Below are 20,672 nucleotides of genomic sequence, written 5' to 3' on the forward strand. Positions count from 1 at the left end.
CAGCATTCCCACCGAATGGAGATGGCGAACCGCATCTTCTTCCGGCTCTATCAATGTGCAAACATGTTGCACAAAACCGGCACGAAAGCGGTCGAGGACGAAGGGCTCACGACGCAGCAATGGGCCGTGCTGGGCGCCCTGTCGCGCGCCAGATCCCAGGAAGGGATGAGCATGGGCGACCTGGCGCGCTACCTCATGGTCAGCCGCCAGAACCTCACCGGCCTGATCAGCCGCATGGAGCGCGACGGCCACCTGTGCAGCCGCCCCGACGGCCGCGATCGCCGAGCGAGGCTGGTCACGATGACGGACGCGGGACGGGTGACGTGGGAAGAGCGGGCGCGCCCCAAGATCCACCGGTTCTACGACCAGGCCCTCGGCGACATGTCGACGAGCGACATGACGCACACCTTGCATTACCTGCTGCGCCTGCTCGAGAACATGAAGCGCCTTGACGACGAGGCCGATGGCGATACAGAGGACGACGTCCGCTGATCAGGGCACGAATGCGTGCGCGGTGCGCCCCGATCAGCCCTCGGCCTGGTCGGCGCGCGCCCGCTGCAGCATGAACTCGATGAACGTGGCCGCCGCCCGCGTGTGATGGCGGTTGGGCATGTAGAGCATCTGCATGCGCATGCCGAAGATGCGCAGCTTCCAGTCGTCGAGCACGGTGATCACATCGCCGCGCGTCACCTCGTCATGCACGACGTAATCGGGCACGATGCCCACGCCCAGCCCGGCCACGATGGCCTCGCGCAGGAAGAGGAAGTTCTCTGACGTGAGCGTGGGCCGCAGCGGCACCTCGTGGCGCTCGCCATGCAGCGTGGCGGCCAGACGCAGTTCGCGCCCCACCACCGCCGACGTGATCACGGGGGCCTCGGCCAGGTCGGTGAGCGCGCGCGGCACGCCATGCGCCTCGGCATAGGCTGGCGTCATGCAGGCCACATAACGCACCGGCCCCATGTCGCGGGCCACCAGGTTCTCGGGCGGGTCGCTGATCACGCGCACGGCAATGTCGACCTCGTCGCGCAGCAGGTCGACCACGCGGTTCTCGAACACCACATCGAGCACGACGCCCGGGTGGGCACGCTTGAAGTCGATCAGCCACGGTGACATCACCAGCTGCCCATAGCCGCTGGGCACACTGAGGCGCACGCGCCCTTGCAGATGCTGGCTCAGCGCGGCCACCGAATCCCGCGCGGCCGTCAGTTCGTCGCGGATGGCGCGGCCATGCTCGTACAGGCGCAGGCCGATCTCGGTGGGCTCGATGCGGCGGGTGGTGCGGCGCACCAGCTGCTGCCCCACCGACCGCTCGAACTGGTTGAGGTGGTAGCTGACGTTGGCCCGGCTCATCTTCAGCCGCCGGGCGGCCTCGCTGAGGTTGCCGGCATCGAGGATCTCGACCAGCAGGGTGAGGGCTTGCAGATCCATCGCAGCACGGGTCGATTGTCAAAAATTGTTTGACAGTCTGTCAATGCCACCCCGGATTGTCAAGAACGGGGCCCGTGCCAAGAATGAGGCCATGCCCGCCCATACCGACTCCCTCCCGGCCGTTCGCGTCCAACGCGACGGCGCCATCGCCCTGGTCACCCTGCACAACCCGCCGGTGAACGCGCTGAGCACCGCGGTGCGCCAGGGCCTGCAACAGGCCTTTGCCGAACTGAGCCACGACGCCGATGTGCACGCCATCGTGATCGCGGGCTCGGGCGCCAACTTCATCGCCGGTGCCGACATCCGCGAGTTCGGCCAGCCGCCCCAGGCGCCTGCACTGCCCGAGGTCTGCAACCAGATCGAAGCCTGCGACAAGCTGGTGATCGCGGCCATCCATGGCGCCGCGCTCGGTGGCGGCCTGGAGATCGCGCTGTCAGCCCACTACCGCGTGGCCGTCGACACCGCCAAGGTGGGGCTGCCCGAAGTCGCCCTGGGGCTGCTGCCCGGCGCGGGCGGCACCCAACGCGCGCCCCGCCTGATCGGCGCCGCCGCCGCGCTCGACCTGATGCTCAGCGGCCGCCACGCGAGCGCCAAGGAAGCGCTGCGCCTGGGCCTGATCGACCACATTGCGACCAGCAACGACATCGCCGCTGAAGGCGTGGCCTACGCCCGCAGCCTGCTGGCCGACGGCGCCCCGATCCGCCGCACCGGTGAACAGACTGCGGCGCTGGCCGACCGGGCTGCGCAACAGGCCGCGATCGACGCGGCCCGCGCCGAGGTGGCGAAGAAGAAGGGCCTGTTCTCGCCGAGCAAGATCGTCGACTGCGTGCAGGCCGCGCTGGACCAGCCCTTTGCCGACGGCCTGGCCACCGAGCGCGACCTGTTCACGCAGTGCCTGCACAGTCCGCAGCGCGCCGGCCTGGTCCACCTGTTCTTTGCCGAGCGCGAAGTCACCAAGTCGCCAGAGACCCAGTCGGCTCAGCCCCGCCCGTTACAGAAGGTCGGCGTGATCGGCGGCGGCACCATGGGCGCCGGCATCGCCGTGTCCCTGCTGGATGCGGGCCTGAACGTGACGATGATCGAGCGCGATGACGCGGCCCTGGCCCTCGGCCAGTCGCGCGTGGCCAAGGTGTATGACGGGGCCGTGGCCAAGGGCCGCCTGACCGAAGAGGGCAAGGCCGCCATCCTGACGCGCTTCCAGGGCTCGACGCACTACGACGCGCTCGCCGATGCCGACCTGGTGATCGAAGCGGTGTTCGAAGACATGGCCGTGAAGAAGGCGGTGTTTGCCGAGCTGGATCGCGTCTGCCGACCCGGTGCCGTGCTGGCCACCAACACGTCCTACCTGGACATCAACGAGATCGCAGGCAGCATCTCGCGCCCGCAGGATGTGCTCGGCCTGCACTTCTTCTCGCCGGCCAATATCATGAAGCTGCTGGAGATCGTGGTGCCCGCCAAGGTGAGCGCCGACGTGGTCGCCACCGGCTTTGCGCTGGCCAAGAAGCTCAAGAAGGTGCCGGTGCGCGCCGGCGTGTGCGACGGCTTCATCGGCAACCGCATCCTGGCCGTGTACCGCACGGCGGCCGACCACATGATGGAAGACGGGGCCTCGCCGTTCGAGATCGACGCCATGGTGCGCGCCTTCGGCTACCCCATGGGCCCGTACGAGATGAGCGACCTGGCCGGGGGCGACATCGGCTGGGCCACGCGCAAGCGCCGCGCCGCAACCCGCGACCCGAAGGCCCGCTACGTGCACATTGCCGACCGGCTGTGCGAGCGCGGCTGGTTCGGCCAGAAGACCGGCCAGGGCTGGTATGTGTACGAAGCCGGCAGCCGCAGCGGCAAGCCCAATCCGGCCGTCGAGCCCCTCATCGCCGAAGCGCGCGCCAAGGCCGGCGTGACCCCGCGCCCCTTCACCCGCGAAGAGCTGGAGCGCCGCTACGTGGCCGCCATGGTCAACGAAGGCGCCCGGGTGGTCGAAGAGGGCATTGCCTTGCGGCCGCTCGACGTCGATGTCACGCTGGTGCACGGCTACGGCTTCCCCCGCCACAAGGGGGGGCCGATGAAGTACGCCGACCTCGTCGGCCTGCCGCAGATCCTGGCCGACATCCAGTCGTTTGCCAAAGAAGACCCGCTGTTCTGGCAACCGGCCCCGCTGCTGGTCAGGCTGGTGCAGGAAGGCAAGAACTTCGACAGCCTCAACCACGGCTGACCCGACCTCACTTCAGGAGACAACCCCATGCGTGAAGCCGTCATCGTGTCCACCGCACGAACCCCGCTGACCAAGTCGCACCGCGGCGAGTTCAACATCGTGCCCGGCCCCACCCTGGCCTCGTTCGCCGTCCGGGCGGCGGTCGACCGCGCCGGCATCGAAGCCGACCTGATCGAGGATGCCATCCTCGGCTGCGGCTACCCCGAAGGCCGCACCGGCCGCAACATCGGCCGCCAGGCCGTGCTCCGCGCAGGCCTGCCGCTGTCGATTGCCGGCACCACGGTCAACCGCTTCTGTGCATCGGGCCTGCAGGCCGTGGCCATGGCCGCCAGCCGCATCATCGTGGACGGTGCCCCGGCCATGATCGCCGGCGGCATCGAGAGCATCTCGGGCATCCGCACCCGTGAAGACGGCGACAGCGGCATCGACCCATGGATCCAGGCGCACAAGCCGGCGCTCTACATGACGATGATCGAGACCGCCGACATCGTGGCGCAGCGTTATGGCATCAGCCGGGAGGCCCAGGACCGCTTCTCGGTGGAGAGCCAGCGCAAGACGGCCGAAGCCCAGGCAGCCGGCCGGTATGCCGACGAGATCATCCCGGTGACCACGACGATGGCCGTGGTCGACAAGGACACCAAGGCCGTGTCGCACCGCGACGTGACGGTGGACCACGACACCTGCAACCGCCCGGGCACCACCTACGAATCGCTCGCGAAGCTGGAGCCGGTGCGGGGCGCCGACCAGTTCATCACCGCGGGCAACGCCTCGCAGTTGAGCGACGGCGCCTCGGCCTGCGTGCTGATGGACAGCCGGGAAGCCGAGCGCCGCGGCCTGCAGCCGCTGGGTGCCTTCCGCGGCATGGCCGTGGCCGGCTGCGAGCCCGATGAAATGGGCATCGGCCCGGTGTTTGCCGTGCCCAAGCTGCTGGCGCGCCACGGCCTCACGGTCGACGACATCGACCTGTGGGAGCTCAACGAGGCGTTTGCATCGCAGTCGGTGTACTGCCAGCAGCGCCTGGGCATCCCCGACGAACGCCTGAACGTCAATGGCGGTGCCATCTCGATCGGCCACCCCTTCGGCATGACCGGTGCGCGGCTGGTGGGCCACGTGCTGCTGGAAGGCCGCCGCCGCAAGGCGCAGAACCCGAACGTGAAGTGGGCCGTGGTGACGATGTGCATCGCGGGTGGCATGGGCGCCGCCGGCCTCTTCGAAATCTTCTGAAGCCCCTCAACCGAGAACGACCCCATGGACCTGAACCTGACCCCCGAAGAGCAGGCCTTTCGCGCCGAGGTGCGCCGCTTCATCGCCGAGAAGGTGCCGGCCCGCCTCACGGACAAGGTGCGCCACGGCCAGCACCTGACCAAGGCCGATTACGAAGAATGGCACGCCATCCTCCATGCCCAGGGCTGGCTGGCCAACCACTGGCCCCAGGCATGGGGCGGCACCGGCTGGAACGCCGTCGAGAAGTTCATCTTCGAAAACGAATGCGCGCTGGCGTGGTGCCCCCGCACAGTGCCCTTCGGCGTGAACATGCTGGGCCCGGTGCTGATCAAGTACGGCAACGAAGCGCAGAAGCGGTACTGGCTGCCGCGCATCCTCAGCGGTGAGGACTGGTGGTGCCAGGGCTATTCCGAGCCCGGCGCCGGCTCCGACCTCGCCTCGGTCAAGACCAGCGCCGTGCGCCAGGGCGACCACTACCTCGTCAACGGCCAGAAGACCTGGACCACGCTGGGCCACCACGCCAACATGATCTTCTGCCTGGTTCGCACCAACCGCGAAGCCAAGCAGCAGGAGGGCATCAGCTTCCTGCTGATCGACATGGCCAGCCCGGGCATCGAAGTGCGCCCCATCATCACGCTGGACGGCGAGCACGAGGTCAACGAAGTCTTCTTCACCGACGTGAAGGTGCCGGTCGAGAACCTGGTCGGCGAAGAGAACAAGGGCTGGACCTGCGCCAAGTACCTCCTGACCTACGAGCGCACCAACATCGCGGGCGTGGGCTTCTCGGTGGCCGCGCTGGCACGCCTGAAGGTGATTGCGCAGAAGGTGATGAAGAACGGCCGCCCGCTGGCCCAGGACCCGCTGTTCGCGGCCCGCCTGGCCAAGGTCGAGATCGACCTGGAGAACATGAAGACCACCAACCTGCGTGTGATCGCCGCGGTGGCTGGCGGGGGGGCGCCTGGCGCGGAAAGCTCGATGCTGAAGATCAAGGGCACCGAGATCCGCCAGGAAATCAATGCGCTGACGCGCCGCGCCATGGGCCCGCATGCCCTGCCCTTCCTGCCCGAGGCGCTGGAGGGCGGTGCCGATGACGACGCCCGCGTCGGCCCGCGCGATGCCGCCTACGCCGCCGCGCAGTACTTCAACAACCGCAAGCTGTCGATCTTCGGCGGCTCGAACGAAATCCAGAAGAACATCATCTCCAAGATGATCCTGGGCCTGTGAGCACGGAGGCACACATGAACTTCATCCACACCGAAGACCGCCGCATGCTGGCGGACCTGCTGGACCGCTATGTGGCCGAGCAGTACCCGATCGACACCCGCCACGCCATCACGTCGTCGCCCACGGGCTACAGCGCTGCCCACTGGGACAAGTTTGCCGAGCTGGGCGCCATTGGCGCGCTGTTCTCTGAGGCGGACGGTGGCTTTGGCGGCACCGGCTTCGACCTGGCGGTCGTGTTCGAGTCGCTCGGGCGCGGCCTGGTGGTCGAGCCCTTTCTGGCGAGCGCCGTGCTGGCCGGCAGTGCCCTGGCCCACGCCGGCAACGCCGCCCAGCGCGAGCAACTGGCCAGCCTGATCGACGGCAGCCTGATCGCCACGCTGGCCCACGAAGAGGCCGACGCCTACTACGCACCCAACCATGTCTCGACCACGGCCACCCGCGATGCCGAAGGCTATGTACTGAACGGCGCCAAGGCTGTCGTGCCGTTTGCCGACCAGGCTCACACGCTGATCCTGTCGGCCCGCACCGGCGGCAATGTGGCCGATGCGGATGGCATCTCGTTGTTCATCGTGCCGGCGCAGACCCCCGGTCTCACGCTGCGCGCCTACACCAACATCGACGGCACCCGCGCGGCCGAAGTGACGCTGAACCAGGTTCGCCTGCCGGCCACCGCGCTGCTGGGCGCAGAAGGCCAGGGCCTGGCCACGCTGGAGCACGCGATCGGCCGCGGCGTCGTGGCCCTGTGCGCCGAGAGCCTGGGCGCGATGGAAGTGGCCAAGCGCCAGACCATCGACTACCTGCAAACCCGCAAGCAGTTCGGCAAGCCCATCGGCAGCTTCCAGGCGCTGCAGCACCGCATGGCCACCGTGCTGCTGGAGATCGAACAGGCCCGATCGGCCGTGATCAACGCCGCGGCGGTGCTGGACAACCTCGACCGCACCGAGCGTGAACGCGCGCTGTCGGCCGCCAAGTACAGCATCGGCCGCATCGGCACCCTGGTGGCCGAAGAGGCGATCCAGTTGCACGGCGGCATCGGCATGACCTGGGAACTGCCCTTGCCGCACTACGCCAAGCGCCTCATCATGATCGACCACCAGCTGGGCGACGAGGACCACCACCTGGCGCGCTTCATCGCGTTGGGCCAGCAGGCCGACGCCACACTGGCCGCCTGAAGCGGGCACGTCCCAGCATCACCACCGGATCACGACATGAGCCAGAACAAAGCCACCTTCAACTGGGCCGACCCGCTGCTGCTGGACGACCAGCTGACCGATGAGGAACGCATGGTGCGCGACGCCGCGTGCGCCTACGCGCAAGACAAGCTGCTGCCCCGCGTGCTCGAGGCCTTTCGGCACGAGCGCACCGACCCGGCCATCTTTCGGGAGATGGGCGAGCTGGGCCTGCTTGGGCCCACCATCCCGACCGAGTACGGCGGCGCCGGCCTGAATTACGTGAGCTACGGCCTGATCGCGCGCGAGGTGGAGCGCGTGGACAGCGGCTACCGCTCGATGATGAGCGTGCAGTCCTCGCTGGTCATGGTGCCCATCAACGCGTTCGGCAACGAAGCAACGAAGCGGAAGTACCTGCCGAAGCTCGCCACGGGCGAATTCATCGGGTGCTTCGGCCTGACCGAGCCGAACCACGGCTCCGACCCGGCCAGCATGCTGACGCGCGCCACCCGGGTGGACGGCGGCTACACGCTGCGCGGCAGCAAGATGTGGATCAGCAATTCGCCGATTGCCGACGTGTTCGTGGTGTGGGCGCAGTGTGAAGAGAACGGCAAGGACCAGATCCGCGGCTTCGTGCTGGAGAAGGGCTGGAAGGGCCTGAGCGCGCCGGCCATCCACGGCAAGGTGGGGCTGCGTGCCAGCATCACCGGCGAGATCGTGATGGACGACGTCTTCGTGCCGGAAGAAAACGCCTTCCCCGAGGTGCGTGGCCTCAAGGGCCCGTTCACCTGCCTGAACAGCGCACGCTACGGGATCTCGTGGGGCGCGATGGGCGCGGCCGAAGACTGCTGGTTCCGCGCACGTCAGTATGTGCTCGACCGCAAGCAGTTCGGCAAGCCGCTGGCGGCCAACCAGCTGATCCAGAAGAAGCTGGCCGACATGCAGACCGAGATCGCGCTGGGCCTGCAGGGCAGCCTGCGCCTGGGCCGACTCAAGGACGAAGGCAAGGCCGCGGTCGAGATCACCTCGATCATGAAGCGCAACAACTGCGGCAAGGCGCTCGACATCGCCCGTCTGGCGCGCGACATGATGGGCGGCAACGGCATCAGCGACGAGTTCGGTGTGGCACGGCACCTCGTCAACCTCGAGGTGGTCAACACCTACGAAGGCACGCACGACATCCACGCGCTGATCCTGGGCCGCGCCCAGACGGGCATCCAGGCCTTCTTCTGATCGGCCCCGCGGCGGTCAGCCCCCGCGCAGGTACGCGCTGACCGCCGCCTTCACCTCATCCCCCAAGGCTTCGCCATCCACTGCTGGCCCTTGGGTGATGAGGCTCTGCGTCATCCAGCCATAGACGATGGCGTGGATCATCCTCGCCTTCAGCGGCTGCAGCGCCACCGGCATGGCGTCGCTGGCCGACGCCAGCGCCTGCTGCCACAGCGATACGAACTGCTCGTAGTGCTTGCTGTAGGCCGTGCGGCTGGACACCTGGCGCTCCAGCACGAACAGCTCGGCCCACCGCGGGATGTCACTCAGGATGCGATCGACCTGATCGTCGATCAGGGCAGCTGCCAGCACCTGCGTCGGCACGCCACGGTGCCGCTCGGCACACGCCGCCATCGCGATGGCCAGCTGCTTGACGTGCATGTGGATCGTCAAGGCCGCCAGCGCGTCCTTGTTGGCGACGTAGTCGTAAAACGTGCCGATGCCGACACCGGCCACCGCCGCGATCTCGCGGATCGTCGCCTTCGCGTAGCCCTTGTCCATCAAAACCCGAACAAAGGCCTCCTGCAGCGCCTCGGAGCTCAGGTGCGCGCGCTGCTGGCGCGGCTTGCGGCGCGTGGGGCCCGAAAGCCGAACACCTGACTCGGTCGCCTTTCCTAGAATTTTTGCCATGACAACAAGCCCGATCGGTGGGATGCGCGGTGTGCAGGCCCCGATCATGAAGCAAGCCGGAGACAAGCATGGATTGGCACACACACGAAGTCAGCAACCAGTTCGACGAGTGGACGGACTACAACCTGCTCACCACCGACCGCCCCATGCTGGACGCGCTGGAGCGTGCCGGCGCGCAGGCCTTCACCGCCGACCTGGCGCAGTACGCCGCACGGCTCGGCCAGGCCGACACCTTCGTACTGGGTGACGAGGCCAACCGCCACACGCCCGAGCTCAAGGCCTTCGATGCGCGCGGCCGCCGCATCAACCAGGTCATCTTCCACCCCAGCTGGCACGCGCTGATGGCGATGTACCGCGAGCAGGGCCTCATCGCCCTGCCCTTCGCCAGCGGGGCCCGAGGCCGCTGGACGGCCTGGGCGGCGGGCTTCTACCTGCACACCCAGGTGGAAGCGGGCACCCTGTGCCCCGCCACGATGACCCAGGCCGCCATCCCGCTGCTGGCGCGCGAGCCCCTGTTGCGCGACACCTGCCTGCCCTTGCTGATGAGCACCGCCTACGACCCGCGCGACCTGCCGCTGGCGCAGAAGCAATCCATCTGGATCGGCATGGGCATGACCGAAAAGCAGGGCGGCTCCGACGTGCGGGCCAACACCACGCAGGCCACGCCCATCGGCACGTCCGACCGCGAGTTCACGCTGCGCGGCCACAAGTGGTTCTTCTCGGCGCCGATGTGCGATGCCCACCTGGTGGTTGCCAAGACACCGGACGGCAGCCCCTCGTGCTTCTTCGTGCCGCGCTGGCGCCCCGATGGCACGCGCAACGCGGTCGAGGTGCAGCGCCTGAAAAGCAAGGTGGGCAACCGCAGCAATTCGAGCAGCGAGGTCGAGTTCAAGGACGCGTACGGGGTGCTGATGGGCGAGCCGGGCCGTGGCATCCCGACCATCATCGAGATGGCCACCTACACGCGCCTCAACTGCGTGGTGGGCAGCGCGGGCATGGTGCGGCAGGGCCTCGTGCAGAGCCTGGCCTACACACGCCGGCGCCGCGCCTTCGGTCGCCTGCTGGCCGACCAGCCGCTGATGCAATCGGTGCTGACCGACCTGGCATTGGAAAACGAGGCCAACGTCGTGCTGATGACGCGCCTGGCCCAGGCCTACGAGCATGACGACACGCCGCTCGAGAAGGCCTGGAAGCGCATCATGACGCCGGCCGCCAAGTTCTGGGTCTGCAAGCGCGCCGTCGAGGTCACCGGCGAAACCATGGAGGTGTTCGGCGGCAACGGCTACGTCGAGGACGGCCAGATGGGCCGCCTGTTCCGCGAGGCGCCGGTCAACTCGATCTGGGAAGGCTCGGGCAACGTGATGTGCCTGGATGTGCTGCGCGCGATCGCCAAGGACCCCGCCTCGGCGCTGGCCCTGCTCGACGACCTGCGGCAGATGGCGCACGACGACCGCGCGCTGGTTCAGGCGCTGCGCGCGCTGCAGTCGATGCTGCAGACCGATCCTGCGCAGCTCGAGGCGCTCGGCCGCGTTCTGGCGCAGCGCCTGGCCGTCGCCGCACAGGCCTGCCTGCTGCGGCAGCACGCCCCCGGCTTCGTGGCCGATGCCTTCATCGCGACGCGGCTGGGCGAGCGCTGGGGTAGCGTGGTCGGCAGCATCGACACGCGGGGCCTCGCTGTGCGCGAACTGCTGGAGCGCGCGCTGCCTGCATGACGGGACGGTGCAATGGGCAGTGGGCCCCGTGCGCGAGGATGCACGACCGCTCTGGCAGTGGGGATGATTTCTGGGGATGGGTGGTCGCCAGCCCACACTCGAGAATGGTTTCCACCACGCACAAACTCCGGGGCCACCATGAAGCCACTGCTCGCCACCCTCACCCTCTTCCTGTCCACGATGCCGGCGATGGCCGCCACCCCCCTGGCCAGCTGGGACTTCAACAGCGATGACGGCTTGGTCAACACGGGCTCGCTCACGCCATCTGAAGGCGCCGGCACGCTGTTGTTGACCGGGGGCACCAGCAGCCTGTTCACTTCTGGCTCACCGCTCGACCCGGCCGGCTTCCCGCTCGACAGCGGCTGGTCTGTCGGCGGCTATCCGGCACAAGGCACGTTGTCGGGCACGGCCGGGTTCGAGGGGCACGTCTCCTCGGTCGGACACAAGCAACTGACGCTGTCGTTCGACTACAAGACGCAGCCGAGCGGCAACAAGTGGTTTCTGACGCAGGCCACCGCCGATGGCGGCGTCTCATGGACCGACGTGGCCACCTTCGGTGTGGCCGCGGCCGACCAGTGGTTCACGGCCAGCTTCGACGTGTCTGCTGCACTGCCAGCGGTGGCAAACCAGGCTGGCTTCGCCTTCCGTGTCGTTGCCGTCTTCGAGCCCGGCACCCTGGCGTACGAGGCCGCGGAGGCCGGCTACAACGGTGACTTCGGACTCGTCATCGACCGGCTGACCGTGCAGGCCACGCCGGTGCCCGAAACCGACGCGGCCTGGCTGGCCATGGCCGGCCTCGGCCTCGTGGGCGGCCTGCGCCGGCGCAGGCGCCAGACGGCCACACGCGTGCGGCCGTGACACGGCGGCGGCTTACAGCGCCCGCACCTTCACCGACTTGCCCTTGACCTTGCCACCCTGCAGGCCCTTCAAGGCCTTGTCGGCAATCGCCCGGTCCACCGCCACATAGGTCGAGAACTCGTTGACGTTGATCTTGCCGATCTGGGCGCCGTCAAAGCCGAGGTCCTTGGTGAGTGCGCCCAGCACGTCACCCGGGCGGATCTTCTCCTTGCGCCCACCGAGGATCTGCAGGGTCACCCGCGGCGGGCGCAGCGGCTCCCGTTCGGTCGAAGGCGTCAGCTCGCTCAAGGGGTGCCATTCGCTGGCACGGCCCTGCATCTGGTCGATGCGGCCCACACGGCCCATCTCGTCCATGCTGGCCAGGCTGAAGGCCCAGCCCGATTCGCCGGCGCGGCCGGTGCGGCCCACACGGTGCGTGTGCACCTCCACATCGGGCGTGATGTCGACGTTGATGACGGCTTCGAGCTGCGCGATGTCCAGGCCGCGCGCCGCCACGTCGGTGGCCACCAGCACGCTGCAGCTGCCATTGGCAAAGCGCACCAGCACCTGATCGCGGTCACGCTGGTCGAGGTCGCCATGCAGCTCCAGCGCGACGATGCCCTGTGCCTGCAGAACGTCCACCAGATCACGGCATTGCTGCTTGGTGTTGCAGAACGCGATGGTGCTGGCCGGGCGGAAGTGGTCGAGCAGCAGGCCCACGGCGTGCAAGCGCTCGGCCTCTTTCACCTCGTAGAAGCGCTGGCGGATGCGGCTGGTGTCGTGGCGCTCGGCCAGCTTCACTTCCTGCGGATCGCGCATGAAGCGGCGCGCCAGCTTGTCCACGCCTTCGGGGTAGGTGGCCGAGAACAGCAGCGTCTGGCGCTGCTTCGGCGCCTGGGCCACCACCTGCGCGATGTCATCGGCAAAGCCCATGTCGAGCATGCGATCGGCCTCGTCCAGCACCAGCGTCTGCAGCGCCTCGAGGTTCAGCGTCTCGCGCGCCAGGTGGTCGAGCACGCGGCCCGGCGTGCCCACGATGATGTGGGCACCGTGCTCCAGGCTGGCCAGCTGCGGTCGGATGGGGCTGCCACCACACAGGGTCACGACCTTGATGTTGTCTTCGGCCCGCGCCAGGCGGCGGATCTCGGTGGTGACCTGGTCGGCCAGCTCGCGCGTGGGGCACAGCACCAGCGCCTGCACCGCAAAGCGCCGCGGGTTCAGCGAGGTCAGCAGGGGAAGGCCGAAGGCCACGGTCTTGCCGCTGCCGGTCTTGGCCTGCGCGATCAGATCCTTGCCGGCCAGCGCCAGCGGCAGGCTGGCCGCCTGGATGGGCGTCATGGCCAGATAGCCCAGCGTCTGCAGGTTGGCCTGCATGGCCTCCGACAGGGGCAGTTGCTGGAAGGACGGGCCGCTGACGGCGGCGGGCGTGGCCGGATGGGCCGACGCCGGGGTCGCCGGGTTGGCCGGCGAAGAAAAGGTGTTCATGCGCGATTATCCGGGATCGCGCGCGTTTCGGGGGGCCGGCGGCGATTCAACCCCAGTGGGCCGGGGCGTCCGTCGAGATCGCCTCGGTGCGGTGCCGCGGCATCTCGCACAGCCCCTGCCCATCGAGCAGGGCCTGCACGTGGATCACCGGCGGCTGCGATTGCACCGAGCCGAAGATGGTGGCGAACGAGACGTCGGCCGCATCGCGCCCGGTGCCGAAGCGCACGAAGCCCATCGGAATGGCCGTGCCCGAGGGGTCGAAGATGTACCAGCGCCCGCCGAGAAACACCTCGACATAGGCGTGGAAGTCGGTGGGCCCCAGAGCCGGATCGGCCCCGAAATCGATGCCGGTGGCAAAGCGCGCCGGGATGTTGAGCGCCCGGCACAGCGCGATCATCAGGTGCGCGAAATCGCGGCACACCCCGCGGCCTTCGGTGAGCGTGTCCATCGCCGAGGTGGCGCTGGTGGTGGTGTTGCCCTCGAAGCGCACATGCTGGCGCACCCAGTTCTGGATGGCCACCACACGGGCATGGCCCTGAGGCAGGTGCCCGAACTCGCGCATCACCAGCGCGCCCATCAGGTCGGACTGGCAGTAGCGGCTGGGGTAGATGTAGCCCAGCGCCTCGGGCGGCAGGCGCGCCACCGGCGTCTCGGCAATCAGCTCGGGCGCGCACAGGTGGTGGTGCAGGTCGACCACCGCACGGTAGCCCACCTTCAGCGGCCCGGCCGCGGCGCTCAGCCGCAGGTAGCGGTTGTGGCTGACCGGATCGGTGAAGATCTGCGGCAGCAGCGGCTGGCTGATGTCGAGCTGCTCGCTGCGAATCACCTGGCAGCGGGTGTGCGCGCCATGGATGTTGAAGATGAAGTCGGCCCCTGGCGGGGCGACCTCGTATTGCAGGTCAATGGACAGTTCGATGCGGACCAAGGGAATCTCCAGGGCCACACAGGGACGCGACCAACTTTCTGATCCCATTGTGGCGCTTCACGGCCGCCAACGGGCCCATCACCCGCCTGTCAGTCGGAGATCTCGACGCCGGGCATGAAGGCGACGCGGCCCTTGATCTCCTGCGCGGCTTCAGTCGGCTCGGGGTAGAACCACACCGCATCCGGCTTCATCTCGCCGTTGGCGAACAGGCTCAGCCACTGCGCCTGCCCTTTCCACACGCAGCTGCTGCGGTGGTTGCTGAAGGTGACGTAGGCCTCGTTCAGGGCCTCGCGCGGGAAGTAGTGGTTGCCTTCGATCGTGACGATGTCGTCGCTTTCGGCGATGACGCCGCCGTTCCAGATTGCTTTCATGCGGGCCTTTGCGGAAGGGAGGCTGAGAAAAGGACGATGCTACGCCGGATGACGCCGCGCGACCCAGTAGGTGGCGCCGGCTGCGCCGTAGCGCTCGGCATGCGGCACCCCAGCGTTCAGCGCGAAGGTGTCACCCGGCTGCAGGTGCCGGGTGGTGTCGCCCACCGTGAGCCACATCTCGCCGGCGGACACCACGGCCTCCAGCCCGAAGTCATGCACGTGGGTGTCCAGCTCGGCCCCCGCCGGCCAGTCCCGTGAAATGACCTCGTCAAAACCGCGGGCCAGCATGTCGGCCTTGTAGCTGTCGTATGTGTGGTTCATGATCTTCGTCAGGCATCGCCCGTCCCGATGGTCGCACAGCCCCGCGTCGAATGGCCACGGCCCTCGCGAACATGTCGGCTTTTTCGAAGTTTCTTCCGCAGAATATCGATTTCTCATTCATCCCGATGGCGGCTATCCTCTGCGGCTTTTGCGCAGGCATGTCGCCCTCGCTGCTCACATCAGAACCCATGGACTTCCTGCTCGACCCCAACATCTGGATCGCCTTCGCCATGCTGACCGCACTGGAAATCGTGCTGGGCGTGGACAACATCATCTTCATCTCGATCCTGGTGGGCCGCCTGCCCGCCGACGTGCGCGACAAGGCACGCCGACTGGGCCTGGGCTTCGCGATGCTGTCGCGCCTCGCGCTGCTGTTCTCGCTGAGCTGGGTCATGGGCCTGAAGGACGACCTGTTCCACGTGTTCAACCAGGGCATCAGCGGCCGTGACCTCGTGCTGCTGGGCGGGGGCCTGTTCCTGCTGTGGAAGGCCTCTCACGAGATCTTCGTGGAAGTGGAAGCCCGCGAAGAGGACGGCCCCCCGGCCGCCGACCCGGCCGTGATGAAAGCCGCTGGCCAGCGCCTGTTCTGGGCCACCATCGGCCAGATCGCCGTCATCGACATCGTGTTCTCGCTCGACTCGGTCATCACCGCCGTCGGCATGGTTGACCACATCGGCGTGATGGTGGCCGCCGTGATTTGCGCCGTGGGCGTGATGCTGTTTGCCGCGAAGCCGATCGGCGAGTTCGTCGACCGCCACCCGTCGGTCAAGGTGCTGGCGCTGGCCTTCCTGGTGATGGTGGGCATGGCCCTGACCGCCGAGGCCTTCGAGGTGCACATGCCCAAGGGCTACATCTACGCGGCCATGGCATTCTCGCTGGCCGTCGAGGCGCTCAACATCCGGGCCCGCGCCAAGCGCCTGGCCCTGCGCGAGGCCGCCAAGGGCTGATCCGGAAGTCCGCCCGCGTCTGGCGGGCGGCCGGCAGGGCGCTCAGTTGGGCAGCCCGCCTTCGGTGTCCACGTCCATCAGCAGGCTCGCCATTTCCAGGGCGCGCCACAGATGCGCGGGCATGGTCATGATCCGCTCGGGGGTGCGAGCGCCCCGCACCCAGCAGCGGATTTCGGTGTGCTGATCCGGTGTCAGCAGGTTCAGGGCCAGCATTTCGTCGAGCAGCATCATGACGGCCTCCTGTCGTGGGTTGCCCTCAATATCGCATGGCCGCGTGCGCCGTGGTGTGCGATCTGACCCACGCTTCGGGGTCATCTGCCCCGAACAGGGGGTCAGGTCTGCGATGTGGCCCTGGCGGCAGCCAACCACGCGAGCACGCCCTGCCCGGCCAGGCGGCCGCTCGCCATGCTGGCGGTGAGCAGATAGCCCCCGGTCGGGGCCTCCCAGTCGATCATTTCGCCCGCGCAGAACACACCGGGCTGCGCGCGCAGCATCAGGTGGTCGTCCAGCGCTTCGAACGGCACGCCGCCGGCGGTGCTGATGGCCTCGTCGATCGGGCGCGGCGACCGCAGGGTGAGCGGCAGCGCCTTCAGCGCACCAGCCAGGCGGATGGGGTCGGCCAGCTCCTCCGGGCTCAGCACCTCGTGCAGCAAGGCCAGTTTCAGGCCCGCAATCCCCAGCCGGCTCTTGAGGTGGGTGGCCAGGCTGCGCGGGCCGCGCGGGCGGCGCACCTCGGCCAGCACCTGCGCCGCGTCGTGGTCGGGCAGCAGGTCGAGCGTGAACACCGCCTGCCCCTGGGCGGTGATCTGGTCGCGCAAGCGCGCCGAGAAGGCATACACCAGGCTGCCCTCGATGCCGGTGTCGGTCAGCACAAACTCGCCCTGCTGGCGGTGAACCTGGCCTTCGGCGTCCGTCACGCTGGCCACCACCGGCTTGACGGGCTGGCCGGCAAAGCGCTGGCGCAGGTAGTCACTCCAGCCGGTGCGGCCCTCGGCCGTGGGCGCCACGTCGAAGCCGCAGTTGGCCGGCTGCAGGGGCGCCACCGCCACGCCGCGCTCGGCCAGCCACGGCACCCAGGCGCCGTCCGAACCCAGCCGCGCCCAACTGGCCCCGCCCAGCGCCAGCACGGTGGCATCGGGCGTGGCGGTCACCTCGCCTTCGGGCGTGGTGAAGTGCAGCGCGCCCGACGCGAGCCAGCCCTGCCAGCGGTGGCGGGTGTGCACCCGCACGCCCGCCGCGCGCAGGCGGTGCAACCAGGCCCGCAACAACGGAGCGGCCTTCATGTCGGTCGGGAACACCCGTCCGGACGAGCCCACAAAGGTCTCGACGCCCAGCCCGGCGGCCCATGCGCGCAACGCAGGCGCATCGAAAGCATTCAGCCAGGGGCGCACCGCCTCGGCCCGGGCCGCGTAGCGACCGACAAAAGGCTCGATGGGCTCCGAGTGCGTGAGGTTCAGCCCCCCGCGCCCAGCCAGCAGGAATTTGCGCCCCACCGACGGCATGGCGTCGTACACGTCGACCGATGCGCCGCCGGCCACGAGCACCTCGGCGGCCATCAGGCCGGCCGGGCCGCCGCCGATCACGGCCACGCGCGTCCCGGTCGAGGGCGCAGAAGCGGGCGGAGTCGGCATGGGATCAGGCATCGGGCGGGCTTTCAGGGTGGGCAACGGCGGGTGGCGATGGTAGTCGGATTTTCCACTGTGCCCTCGGCAGAGGGCCGGCTCGCTCAGCGAGATCCGCAACACGTGACCGCTTCACGTTTTGCGACATCAAGCCGCACCCTGGCCTGCCGACAACACGGCAACGACCGGGCCCCGCCCCTCTCCCCTCTTCTGACCGACGGCGGCCGCGGCACCAAGGAACTCCTCATGACACTGGACCATCTGTCCATCGGGCAACGCATGACCCTCGGGTTCGGCGTCCTGATGGCCTTCCTGCTCGGCACCGTCGGCCTCTCGATGTGGCAGCAGACGCGCCTGGCCGAGCTGACCACCATCCAGTACGAGCGCCCTTTCACCGTGGCCAATGCCGTCGCGCATGCCGAAGCCAACATCGCCCGCATCAACCGGGCCTTGCGCGATGTGGTGCTGGCCGAGACCCCTCAGGCCGTGAACGAGCGCGCGGCCGAGATGCAGCGCCTCGAGCAGAAGGTCCGCGAGGACCTGGCCCTCGCGCGCACCCGCATCCCGGCCATGCAGGCCGAGGTGGACGTGCTGCTGGGCAAGCTCGACACCTGGCGCCCGCTGCGCGACCAGGTCGTGCAACTCAAGCGCGATGGCGAGTACCAGGACGCACTGGCGGTGGCGCAGGGCCCGGCCGCAAAGGTGGCCGCCGAGATGACCACGGTGCGCGAGGCGTTGTCGGCGCACGCGCAGGCCGAAGCCGAGCACTTTCTCGAAGAGGCCCACCGCACCCGGCGCAACAGCCTCATGTGGACCGTGGGCCTCGGGCTGGCGGCCTGCCTGGTGGCGCTGGGCGTGGCCTGGCGCATCACCCGGTCCATCACGCGTCCGCTGCGCGAGGCGGTCGACGTGGCCCGCGCCGTGGCGGGCGGCGACCTGCAGGCCCGCATCCCGCCCGCCAGCCGCAGCGAGACCGGGCAGCTGATGCAGGCGCTGGCCGACATGCGTGCCAGCCTGGTGCAGTTAGTGGGACTGGTGCGGGACAGCGCCCAGAGCGTCGCCCTGGCCAGCGCCGAAATCGCCCGCGGCAACATGGACCTCAGCCAGCGCACCGAACAGCAGGCGGCGGCGCTGCAGGAAACCGCCGCCTCGATGGAGCAGCTCGGATCGACCGTGCACCACACGGCCGACCACGCCCGCGAAGCCAACGACATGGCGCAGGGCGCCTCCACCGTGGCCGGTCAGGGTGGCGCCGTGGTCGCTCAGGTGGTGGAAACCATGCAGGGCATCCACACCAGTTCGCGCCAGATCGCCGACATCATCACCGTGATCGACGGCATCGCCTTCCAGACCAACATCCTGGCGCTCAATGCCGCCGTCGAGGCAGCCCGCGCAGGCGAACAGGGCCGTGGCTTTGCGGTGGTGGCCGGTGAAGTCCGCACGCTGGCGCAGCGTTCGGCCGAGGCCGCCCGCGAGATCAAGGCGCTGATCGGCACCAGCGTCGACCGCGTCGAACAGGGCGCAGGACTGGTCAATGAAGCCGGCCGAACGATGCAGGACATCGTGCAGGCCATCGAGCGCGTGAGCCGCATCGTGGGCGACATCAGTACAGCCAGCAGCGAGCAGAGCTCGGGCGTCGGTCAGGCCAGCCAGGCCATCTCGCTGATGGACCAGGGCACGCAGCAGAATGCCGCGCTCGTCGAGCAGAGCGCCGCGGCCGCCGAGAGCCTGCGCCAGCAGGCCGAGCAACTCGTGGCGGCCGTCGCCGCCTTCCGCCTGCCGCACACGGCCCGCTGAAGGGGCGGTGCCATCCGGCACAATCCCCCCCATGATGGAGGCTTCCCCGCCCGATGCTGCCGAAGCCGGCAGCTTTGAAGGCTATTTCCGCGATCCGGGCCTGGCCGCCGAACAGCCGCTGGCCTGGGCCCTGGGCCGTCGGCTCGACGCCCTTGACGCCCTGCGCGGCCTGTTCAACGGCCCGCAGGCCCTGGTACAGCTGCGCCTGTGGTGCTTTCTGGAGCTGGCCGGCCAGCCCCAGGCGCGCCTGAGCCGCGACGACCTCAACCGCCTGTTCCACACCCTGCGCCCCGAGGCACTCGACCTGGCCCTCAAGCGCCTGCGCGAGCTGAACCTGCTGGTGTGGGATGCCACCGCGCAGGACCACCACCTTTCGCCCCTGGCGCAGCAGGTGCACGCGCTGCTGGTGCCGCTGGGCACGCCGCCCGCCACCGACGGCAGTGAGGCCGACGAGGAAATGGGCGCGCTGCTGGCCCAGGTGGCCGGCGCGCAGCAGCTCGGCCTGGTCAACGCCAACCAGCTCAAGCACCTGCATGCGCAGCTGGCCCGCCTGCACGACGAGTTTGCCGAAGCCATAGCCAGCGGCTCGGAAGCCCGCCTGCGCCTGGCCCAGCCGCGCTTCGACCGTGCGCTGCAACTGGTCGACCGCGCCGGCCAGGCCCTGACGGCGCTGATCCGCGCCGACCACCTCGACCCGCGCCTGGAACGCGAGGCCCGCGCCATCGGCCAGGAGCAGGCCCGCCTGCTGGCCATGGCGAGCCAGTTCACCCGCGCCCTGCAGCAGGCCGACCGCCAGCGCGTGACGTTGGGCAGCACCGGCCTGACGACCTCGGACGTGCGCGCCTGGCTGCAAGGCCACCCCGCGCTGTACGGGTTGCTGGGCGATGCGCTGCACACGCCCGTGCGCCCGGTCATGGTCAGCCAGCACGACCTGGTCGACGTGGCCGAAGGCGAATTCGAACGCGACCGGCCGAACGCGGGCGAGGCCGCCGGCCTGCCGCCGCCCGCCGAAGCCGCCACCGGCACGCTCGATGTGCTGGGCCTGCCCGCCGAACTCGGGGGGCTGATCGACCTGTTCGGGCGCTGGTCCGAGCTGGCGACCGAGGCCGCGGCCGCCCACGCGGCGTCCTGCGAGGACGAGGACCCTGAGGCGCCACCGCCCGGCACCCGCCCCCTGGCCGAGGCGGTGCTGGGCGGTCGCTTTGCGCAGGCCGCCTACCGCCTGCAACTGCTGCCGCTGCTGGGCGACGCCCAGGCGCAGACCCTGAAAGGCCTGACCGGCGACCTGGCGCGCAGCCCGTGGCGCTGGGCGCCCACGCCGCGGCATGTGGCCACCGACGACGAGGCCGTGGCGCTGATCAGCGAAGGCCACCTGCGGCCCGACGCGGCCCTGCTGGCCGCCTCACCGAGCACGGCCGCACCCGGTGCGCCCGACGCCACCGCGCCCTCCCCTGCCGCCTCTGACGCCACGCCGTCCGAGGCCCCCACCGCATCCTGAT

General features: G+C 69.0%; 19 protein-coding genes. 11 read left to right on the forward strand and 8 right to left on the reverse strand.

Translation table 11 applies throughout. From position 1 onward, the window contains the following. Positions 1–15: 15 nt before the first annotated feature. Positions 16–492, forward strand: a complete 477-nt coding sequence (locus tag DEH84_RS15680; protein WP_109037692.1) for a MarR family winged helix-turn-helix transcriptional regulator — start codon at positions 16–18, stop codon at positions 490–492. Positions 493–525: 33 nt separating this feature from the next. On the opposite strand, the gene DEH84_RS15685 is transcribed toward DEH84_RS15680, so the two are convergent. Further along, complete coding sequence (locus DEH84_RS15685; protein WP_109037693.1) at positions 526–1,428, reverse strand: LysR family transcriptional regulator; 903 nt, start codon at positions 1,426–1,428, stop codon at positions 526–528. A 91-nt stretch (positions 1,429–1,519) separates the two neighbouring features. Here DEH84_RS15685 and DEH84_RS15690 point away from each other — a divergent pair, with 91 nt between their 5' ends. Genes DEH84_RS15690 through DEH84_RS15710 form a run of 5 tightly spaced genes read left to right on the forward strand, consistent with a single transcriptional unit; the run spans position 1,520 to position 8,490 of the window. After that, on the forward strand, positions 1,520–3,640 hold the full coding sequence (locus DEH84_RS15690) for a 3-hydroxyacyl-CoA dehydrogenase NAD-binding domain-containing protein (RefSeq protein ID WP_109037694.1): 2,121 nt from the start codon (positions 1,520–1,522) through the stop codon (positions 3,638–3,640). 27 nt (positions 3,641–3,667) lie between these two features. Continuing rightward, positions 3,668–4,864, forward strand: a complete 1,197-nt coding sequence (locus DEH84_RS15695) for an acetyl-CoA C-acyltransferase (RefSeq protein ID WP_109037695.1) — start codon at positions 3,668–3,670, stop codon at positions 4,862–4,864. A 24-nt stretch (positions 4,865–4,888) separates the two neighbouring features. Further along, on the forward strand, positions 4,889–6,088 hold the full coding sequence (locus DEH84_RS15700; protein ID WP_109037696.1) for an acyl-CoA dehydrogenase family protein: 1,200 nt from the start codon (positions 4,889–4,891) through the stop codon (positions 6,086–6,088). Between the two features lie 14 nt (positions 6,089–6,102). Further along, positions 6,103–7,260, forward strand: a complete 1,158-nt coding sequence (locus tag DEH84_RS15705; RefSeq protein WP_109038440.1) for an acyl-CoA dehydrogenase family protein — start codon at positions 6,103–6,105, stop codon at positions 7,258–7,260. 36 nt (positions 7,261–7,296) lie between these two features. Continuing rightward, positions 7,297–8,490: an acyl-CoA dehydrogenase gene (locus DEH84_RS15710; RefSeq protein ID WP_109037697.1), complete on the forward strand. Its 1,194-nt coding sequence runs from the start codon at positions 7,297–7,299 to the stop codon at positions 8,488–8,490. Positions 8,491–8,505: 15 nt separating this feature from the next. Here DEH84_RS15710 and DEH84_RS15715 read toward each other — a convergent pair whose 3' ends face one another. Further along, complete coding sequence (locus DEH84_RS15715) at positions 8,506–9,156, reverse strand: TetR/AcrR family transcriptional regulator (protein ID WP_109037698.1); 651 nt, start codon at positions 9,154–9,156, stop codon at positions 8,506–8,508. A 68-nt stretch (positions 9,157–9,224) separates the two neighbouring features. Here DEH84_RS15715 and DEH84_RS15720 point away from each other — a divergent pair, with 68 nt between their 5' ends. Together DEH84_RS15720 and DEH84_RS15725 are read left to right on the forward strand one after the other, a co-directional pair. Further along, the gene (locus tag DEH84_RS15720) at positions 9,225–10,868 is read left to right on the forward strand and encodes an acyl-CoA dehydrogenase family protein (protein WP_109037699.1); all 1,644 of its coding nucleotides are present in this window, start codon (positions 9,225–9,227) and stop codon (positions 10,866–10,868) included. A gap of 138 nt (positions 10,869–11,006) precedes the next feature. Next, a complete protein-coding gene (locus DEH84_RS15725) occupies positions 11,007–11,726 on the forward strand; it encodes an MYXO-CTERM sorting domain-containing protein (RefSeq protein ID WP_109037700.1) in 720 nt (239 codons plus the stop codon). Between the two features lie 12 nt (positions 11,727–11,738). On the opposite strand, the gene dbpA is transcribed toward DEH84_RS15725, so the two are convergent. The 4 genes from dbpA to DEH84_RS15745 all read right to left on the reverse strand — a co-directional run bounded on the left by dbpA (position 11,739) and on the right by DEH84_RS15745 (position 14,807). After that, complete coding sequence (dbpA, locus tag DEH84_RS15730) at positions 11,739–13,079, reverse strand: ATP-dependent RNA helicase DbpA (RefSeq protein ID WP_245932791.1); 1,341 nt, start codon at positions 13,077–13,079, stop codon at positions 11,739–11,741. 157 nt (positions 13,080–13,236) lie between these two features. Next, positions 13,237–14,115 carry a transglutaminase-like domain-containing protein gene (locus tag DEH84_RS15735; RefSeq protein WP_109038441.1) on the reverse strand — a complete coding sequence of 293 codons (879 nt, stop codon included), beginning with the start codon at positions 14,113–14,115 and terminating at the stop codon, positions 13,237–13,239. A gap of 89 nt (positions 14,116–14,204) precedes the next feature. Further along, on the reverse strand, positions 14,205–14,486 hold the full coding sequence (locus tag DEH84_RS15740; protein WP_109037702.1) for a DUF427 domain-containing protein: 282 nt from the start codon (positions 14,484–14,486) through the stop codon (positions 14,205–14,207). A gap of 39 nt (positions 14,487–14,525) precedes the next feature. Further along, the gene (locus DEH84_RS15745; RefSeq protein ID WP_170119678.1) at positions 14,526–14,807 is read right to left on the reverse strand and encodes a cupin domain-containing protein; all 282 of its coding nucleotides are present in this window, start codon (positions 14,805–14,807) and stop codon (positions 14,526–14,528) included. Positions 14,808–14,995: 188 nt separating this feature from the next. On the opposite strand from DEH84_RS15745, the gene DEH84_RS15750 reads away from it, so the two are divergent. Next, on the forward strand, positions 14,996–15,754 hold the full coding sequence (locus DEH84_RS15750; protein WP_109037703.1) for a TerC family protein: 759 nt from the start codon (positions 14,996–14,998) through the stop codon (positions 15,752–15,754). Between the two features lie 42 nt (positions 15,755–15,796). On the opposite strand, the gene DEH84_RS15755 is transcribed toward DEH84_RS15750, so the two are convergent. Together DEH84_RS15755 and DEH84_RS15760 are read right to left on the reverse strand one after the other, a co-directional pair. Continuing rightward, a complete protein-coding gene (locus tag DEH84_RS15755) occupies positions 15,797–15,985 on the reverse strand; it encodes a hypothetical protein (protein ID WP_109037704.1) in 189 nt (62 codons plus the stop codon). Between the two features lie 101 nt (positions 15,986–16,086). After that, positions 16,087–17,397, reverse strand: a complete 1,311-nt coding sequence (locus tag DEH84_RS15760) for a TIGR03862 family flavoprotein (RefSeq protein WP_245932614.1) — start codon at positions 17,395–17,397, stop codon at positions 16,087–16,089. 225 nt (positions 17,398–17,622) lie between these two features. On the opposite strand from DEH84_RS15760, the gene DEH84_RS15765 reads away from it, so the two are divergent. Both DEH84_RS15765 and DEH84_RS15770 read left to right on the forward strand, forming a co-directional pair. After that, entirely contained in the window at positions 17,623–19,173 is a 1,551-nt protein-coding gene (locus DEH84_RS15765; RefSeq protein WP_159098995.1) for a methyl-accepting chemotaxis protein, read from the forward strand. Positions 19,174–19,204: 31 nt separating this feature from the next. Then, a complete protein-coding gene (locus tag DEH84_RS15770) occupies positions 19,205–20,671 on the forward strand; it encodes a hypothetical protein (protein WP_245932615.1) in 1,467 nt (488 codons plus the stop codon). The last annotated feature ends 1 nt before the right edge of the window (position 20,672 follow it).

Source organism: Aquabacterium olei (assembly GCF_003100395.1).
In the GTDB taxonomy this organism is placed as follows: Bacteria; Pseudomonadota; Gammaproteobacteria; order Burkholderiales; family Burkholderiaceae_C; genus Aquabacterium; species Aquabacterium olei.

What these genes read in the sequence shown, in the direction of transcription:
- DEH84_RS15770 (WP_245932615.1), top strand. Translation starts at nt 19,205, where the DNA reads ATGATGGAGGCTTCCCCGCCCGATGCTGCCGAAGCCGGCAGCTTTGAA.
- DEH84_RS15760 (WP_245932614.1), bottom strand. Translation starts at nt 17,397, where the DNA reads ATGCCTGATCCCATGCCGACTCCGCCCGCTTCTGCGCCCTCGACCGGG.
- DEH84_RS15745 (WP_170119678.1), bottom strand. Translation starts at nt 14,807, where the DNA reads ATGAACCACACATACGACAGCTACAAGGCCGACATGCTGGCCCGCGGT.
- DEH84_RS15765 (WP_159098995.1), top strand. Translation starts at nt 17,623, where the DNA reads ATGACACTGGACCATCTGTCCATCGGGCAACGCATGACCCTCGGGTTC.
- DEH84_RS15750 (WP_109037703.1), top strand. Translation starts at nt 14,996, where the DNA reads ATGGACTTCCTGCTCGACCCCAACATCTGGATCGCCTTCGCCATGCTG.
- DEH84_RS15740 (WP_109037702.1), bottom strand. Translation starts at nt 14,486, where the DNA reads ATGAAAGCAATCTGGAACGGCGGCGTCATCGCCGAAAGCGACGACATC.
- DEH84_RS15695 (WP_109037695.1), top strand. Translation starts at nt 3,668, where the DNA reads ATGCGTGAAGCCGTCATCGTGTCCACCGCACGAACCCCGCTGACCAAG.
- DEH84_RS15720 (WP_109037699.1), top strand. Translation starts at nt 9,225, where the DNA reads ATGGATTGGCACACACACGAAGTCAGCAACCAGTTCGACGAGTGGACG.
- DEH84_RS15700 (WP_109037696.1), top strand. Translation starts at nt 4,889, where the DNA reads ATGGACCTGAACCTGACCCCCGAAGAGCAGGCCTTTCGCGCCGAGGTG.
- DEH84_RS15755 (WP_109037704.1), bottom strand. Translation starts at nt 15,985, where the DNA reads ATGATGCTGCTCGACGAAATGCTGGCCCTGAACCTGCTGACACCGGAT.
- DEH84_RS15690 (WP_109037694.1), top strand. Translation starts at nt 1,520, where the DNA reads ATGCCCGCCCATACCGACTCCCTCCCGGCCGTTCGCGTCCAACGCGAC.
- dbpA (WP_245932791.1), bottom strand. Translation starts at nt 13,079, where the DNA reads ATGCAGGCCAACCTGCAGACGCTGGGCTATCTGGCCATGACGCCCATC.
- DEH84_RS15725 (WP_109037700.1), top strand. Translation starts at nt 11,007, where the DNA reads ATGAAGCCACTGCTCGCCACCCTCACCCTCTTCCTGTCCACGATGCCG.
- DEH84_RS15710 (WP_109037697.1), top strand. Translation starts at nt 7,297, where the DNA reads ATGAGCCAGAACAAAGCCACCTTCAACTGGGCCGACCCGCTGCTGCTG.
- DEH84_RS15685 (WP_109037693.1), bottom strand. Translation starts at nt 1,428, where the DNA reads ATGGATCTGCAAGCCCTCACCCTGCTGGTCGAGATCCTCGATGCCGGC.
- DEH84_RS15705 (WP_109038440.1), top strand. Translation starts at nt 6,103, where the DNA reads ATGAACTTCATCCACACCGAAGACCGCCGCATGCTGGCGGACCTGCTG.
- DEH84_RS15715 (WP_109037698.1), bottom strand. Translation starts at nt 9,156, where the DNA reads ATGGCAAAAATTCTAGGAAAGGCGACCGAGTCAGGTGTTCGGCTTTCG.
- DEH84_RS15680 (WP_109037692.1), top strand. Translation starts at nt 16, where the DNA reads ATGGAGATGGCGAACCGCATCTTCTTCCGGCTCTATCAATGTGCAAAC.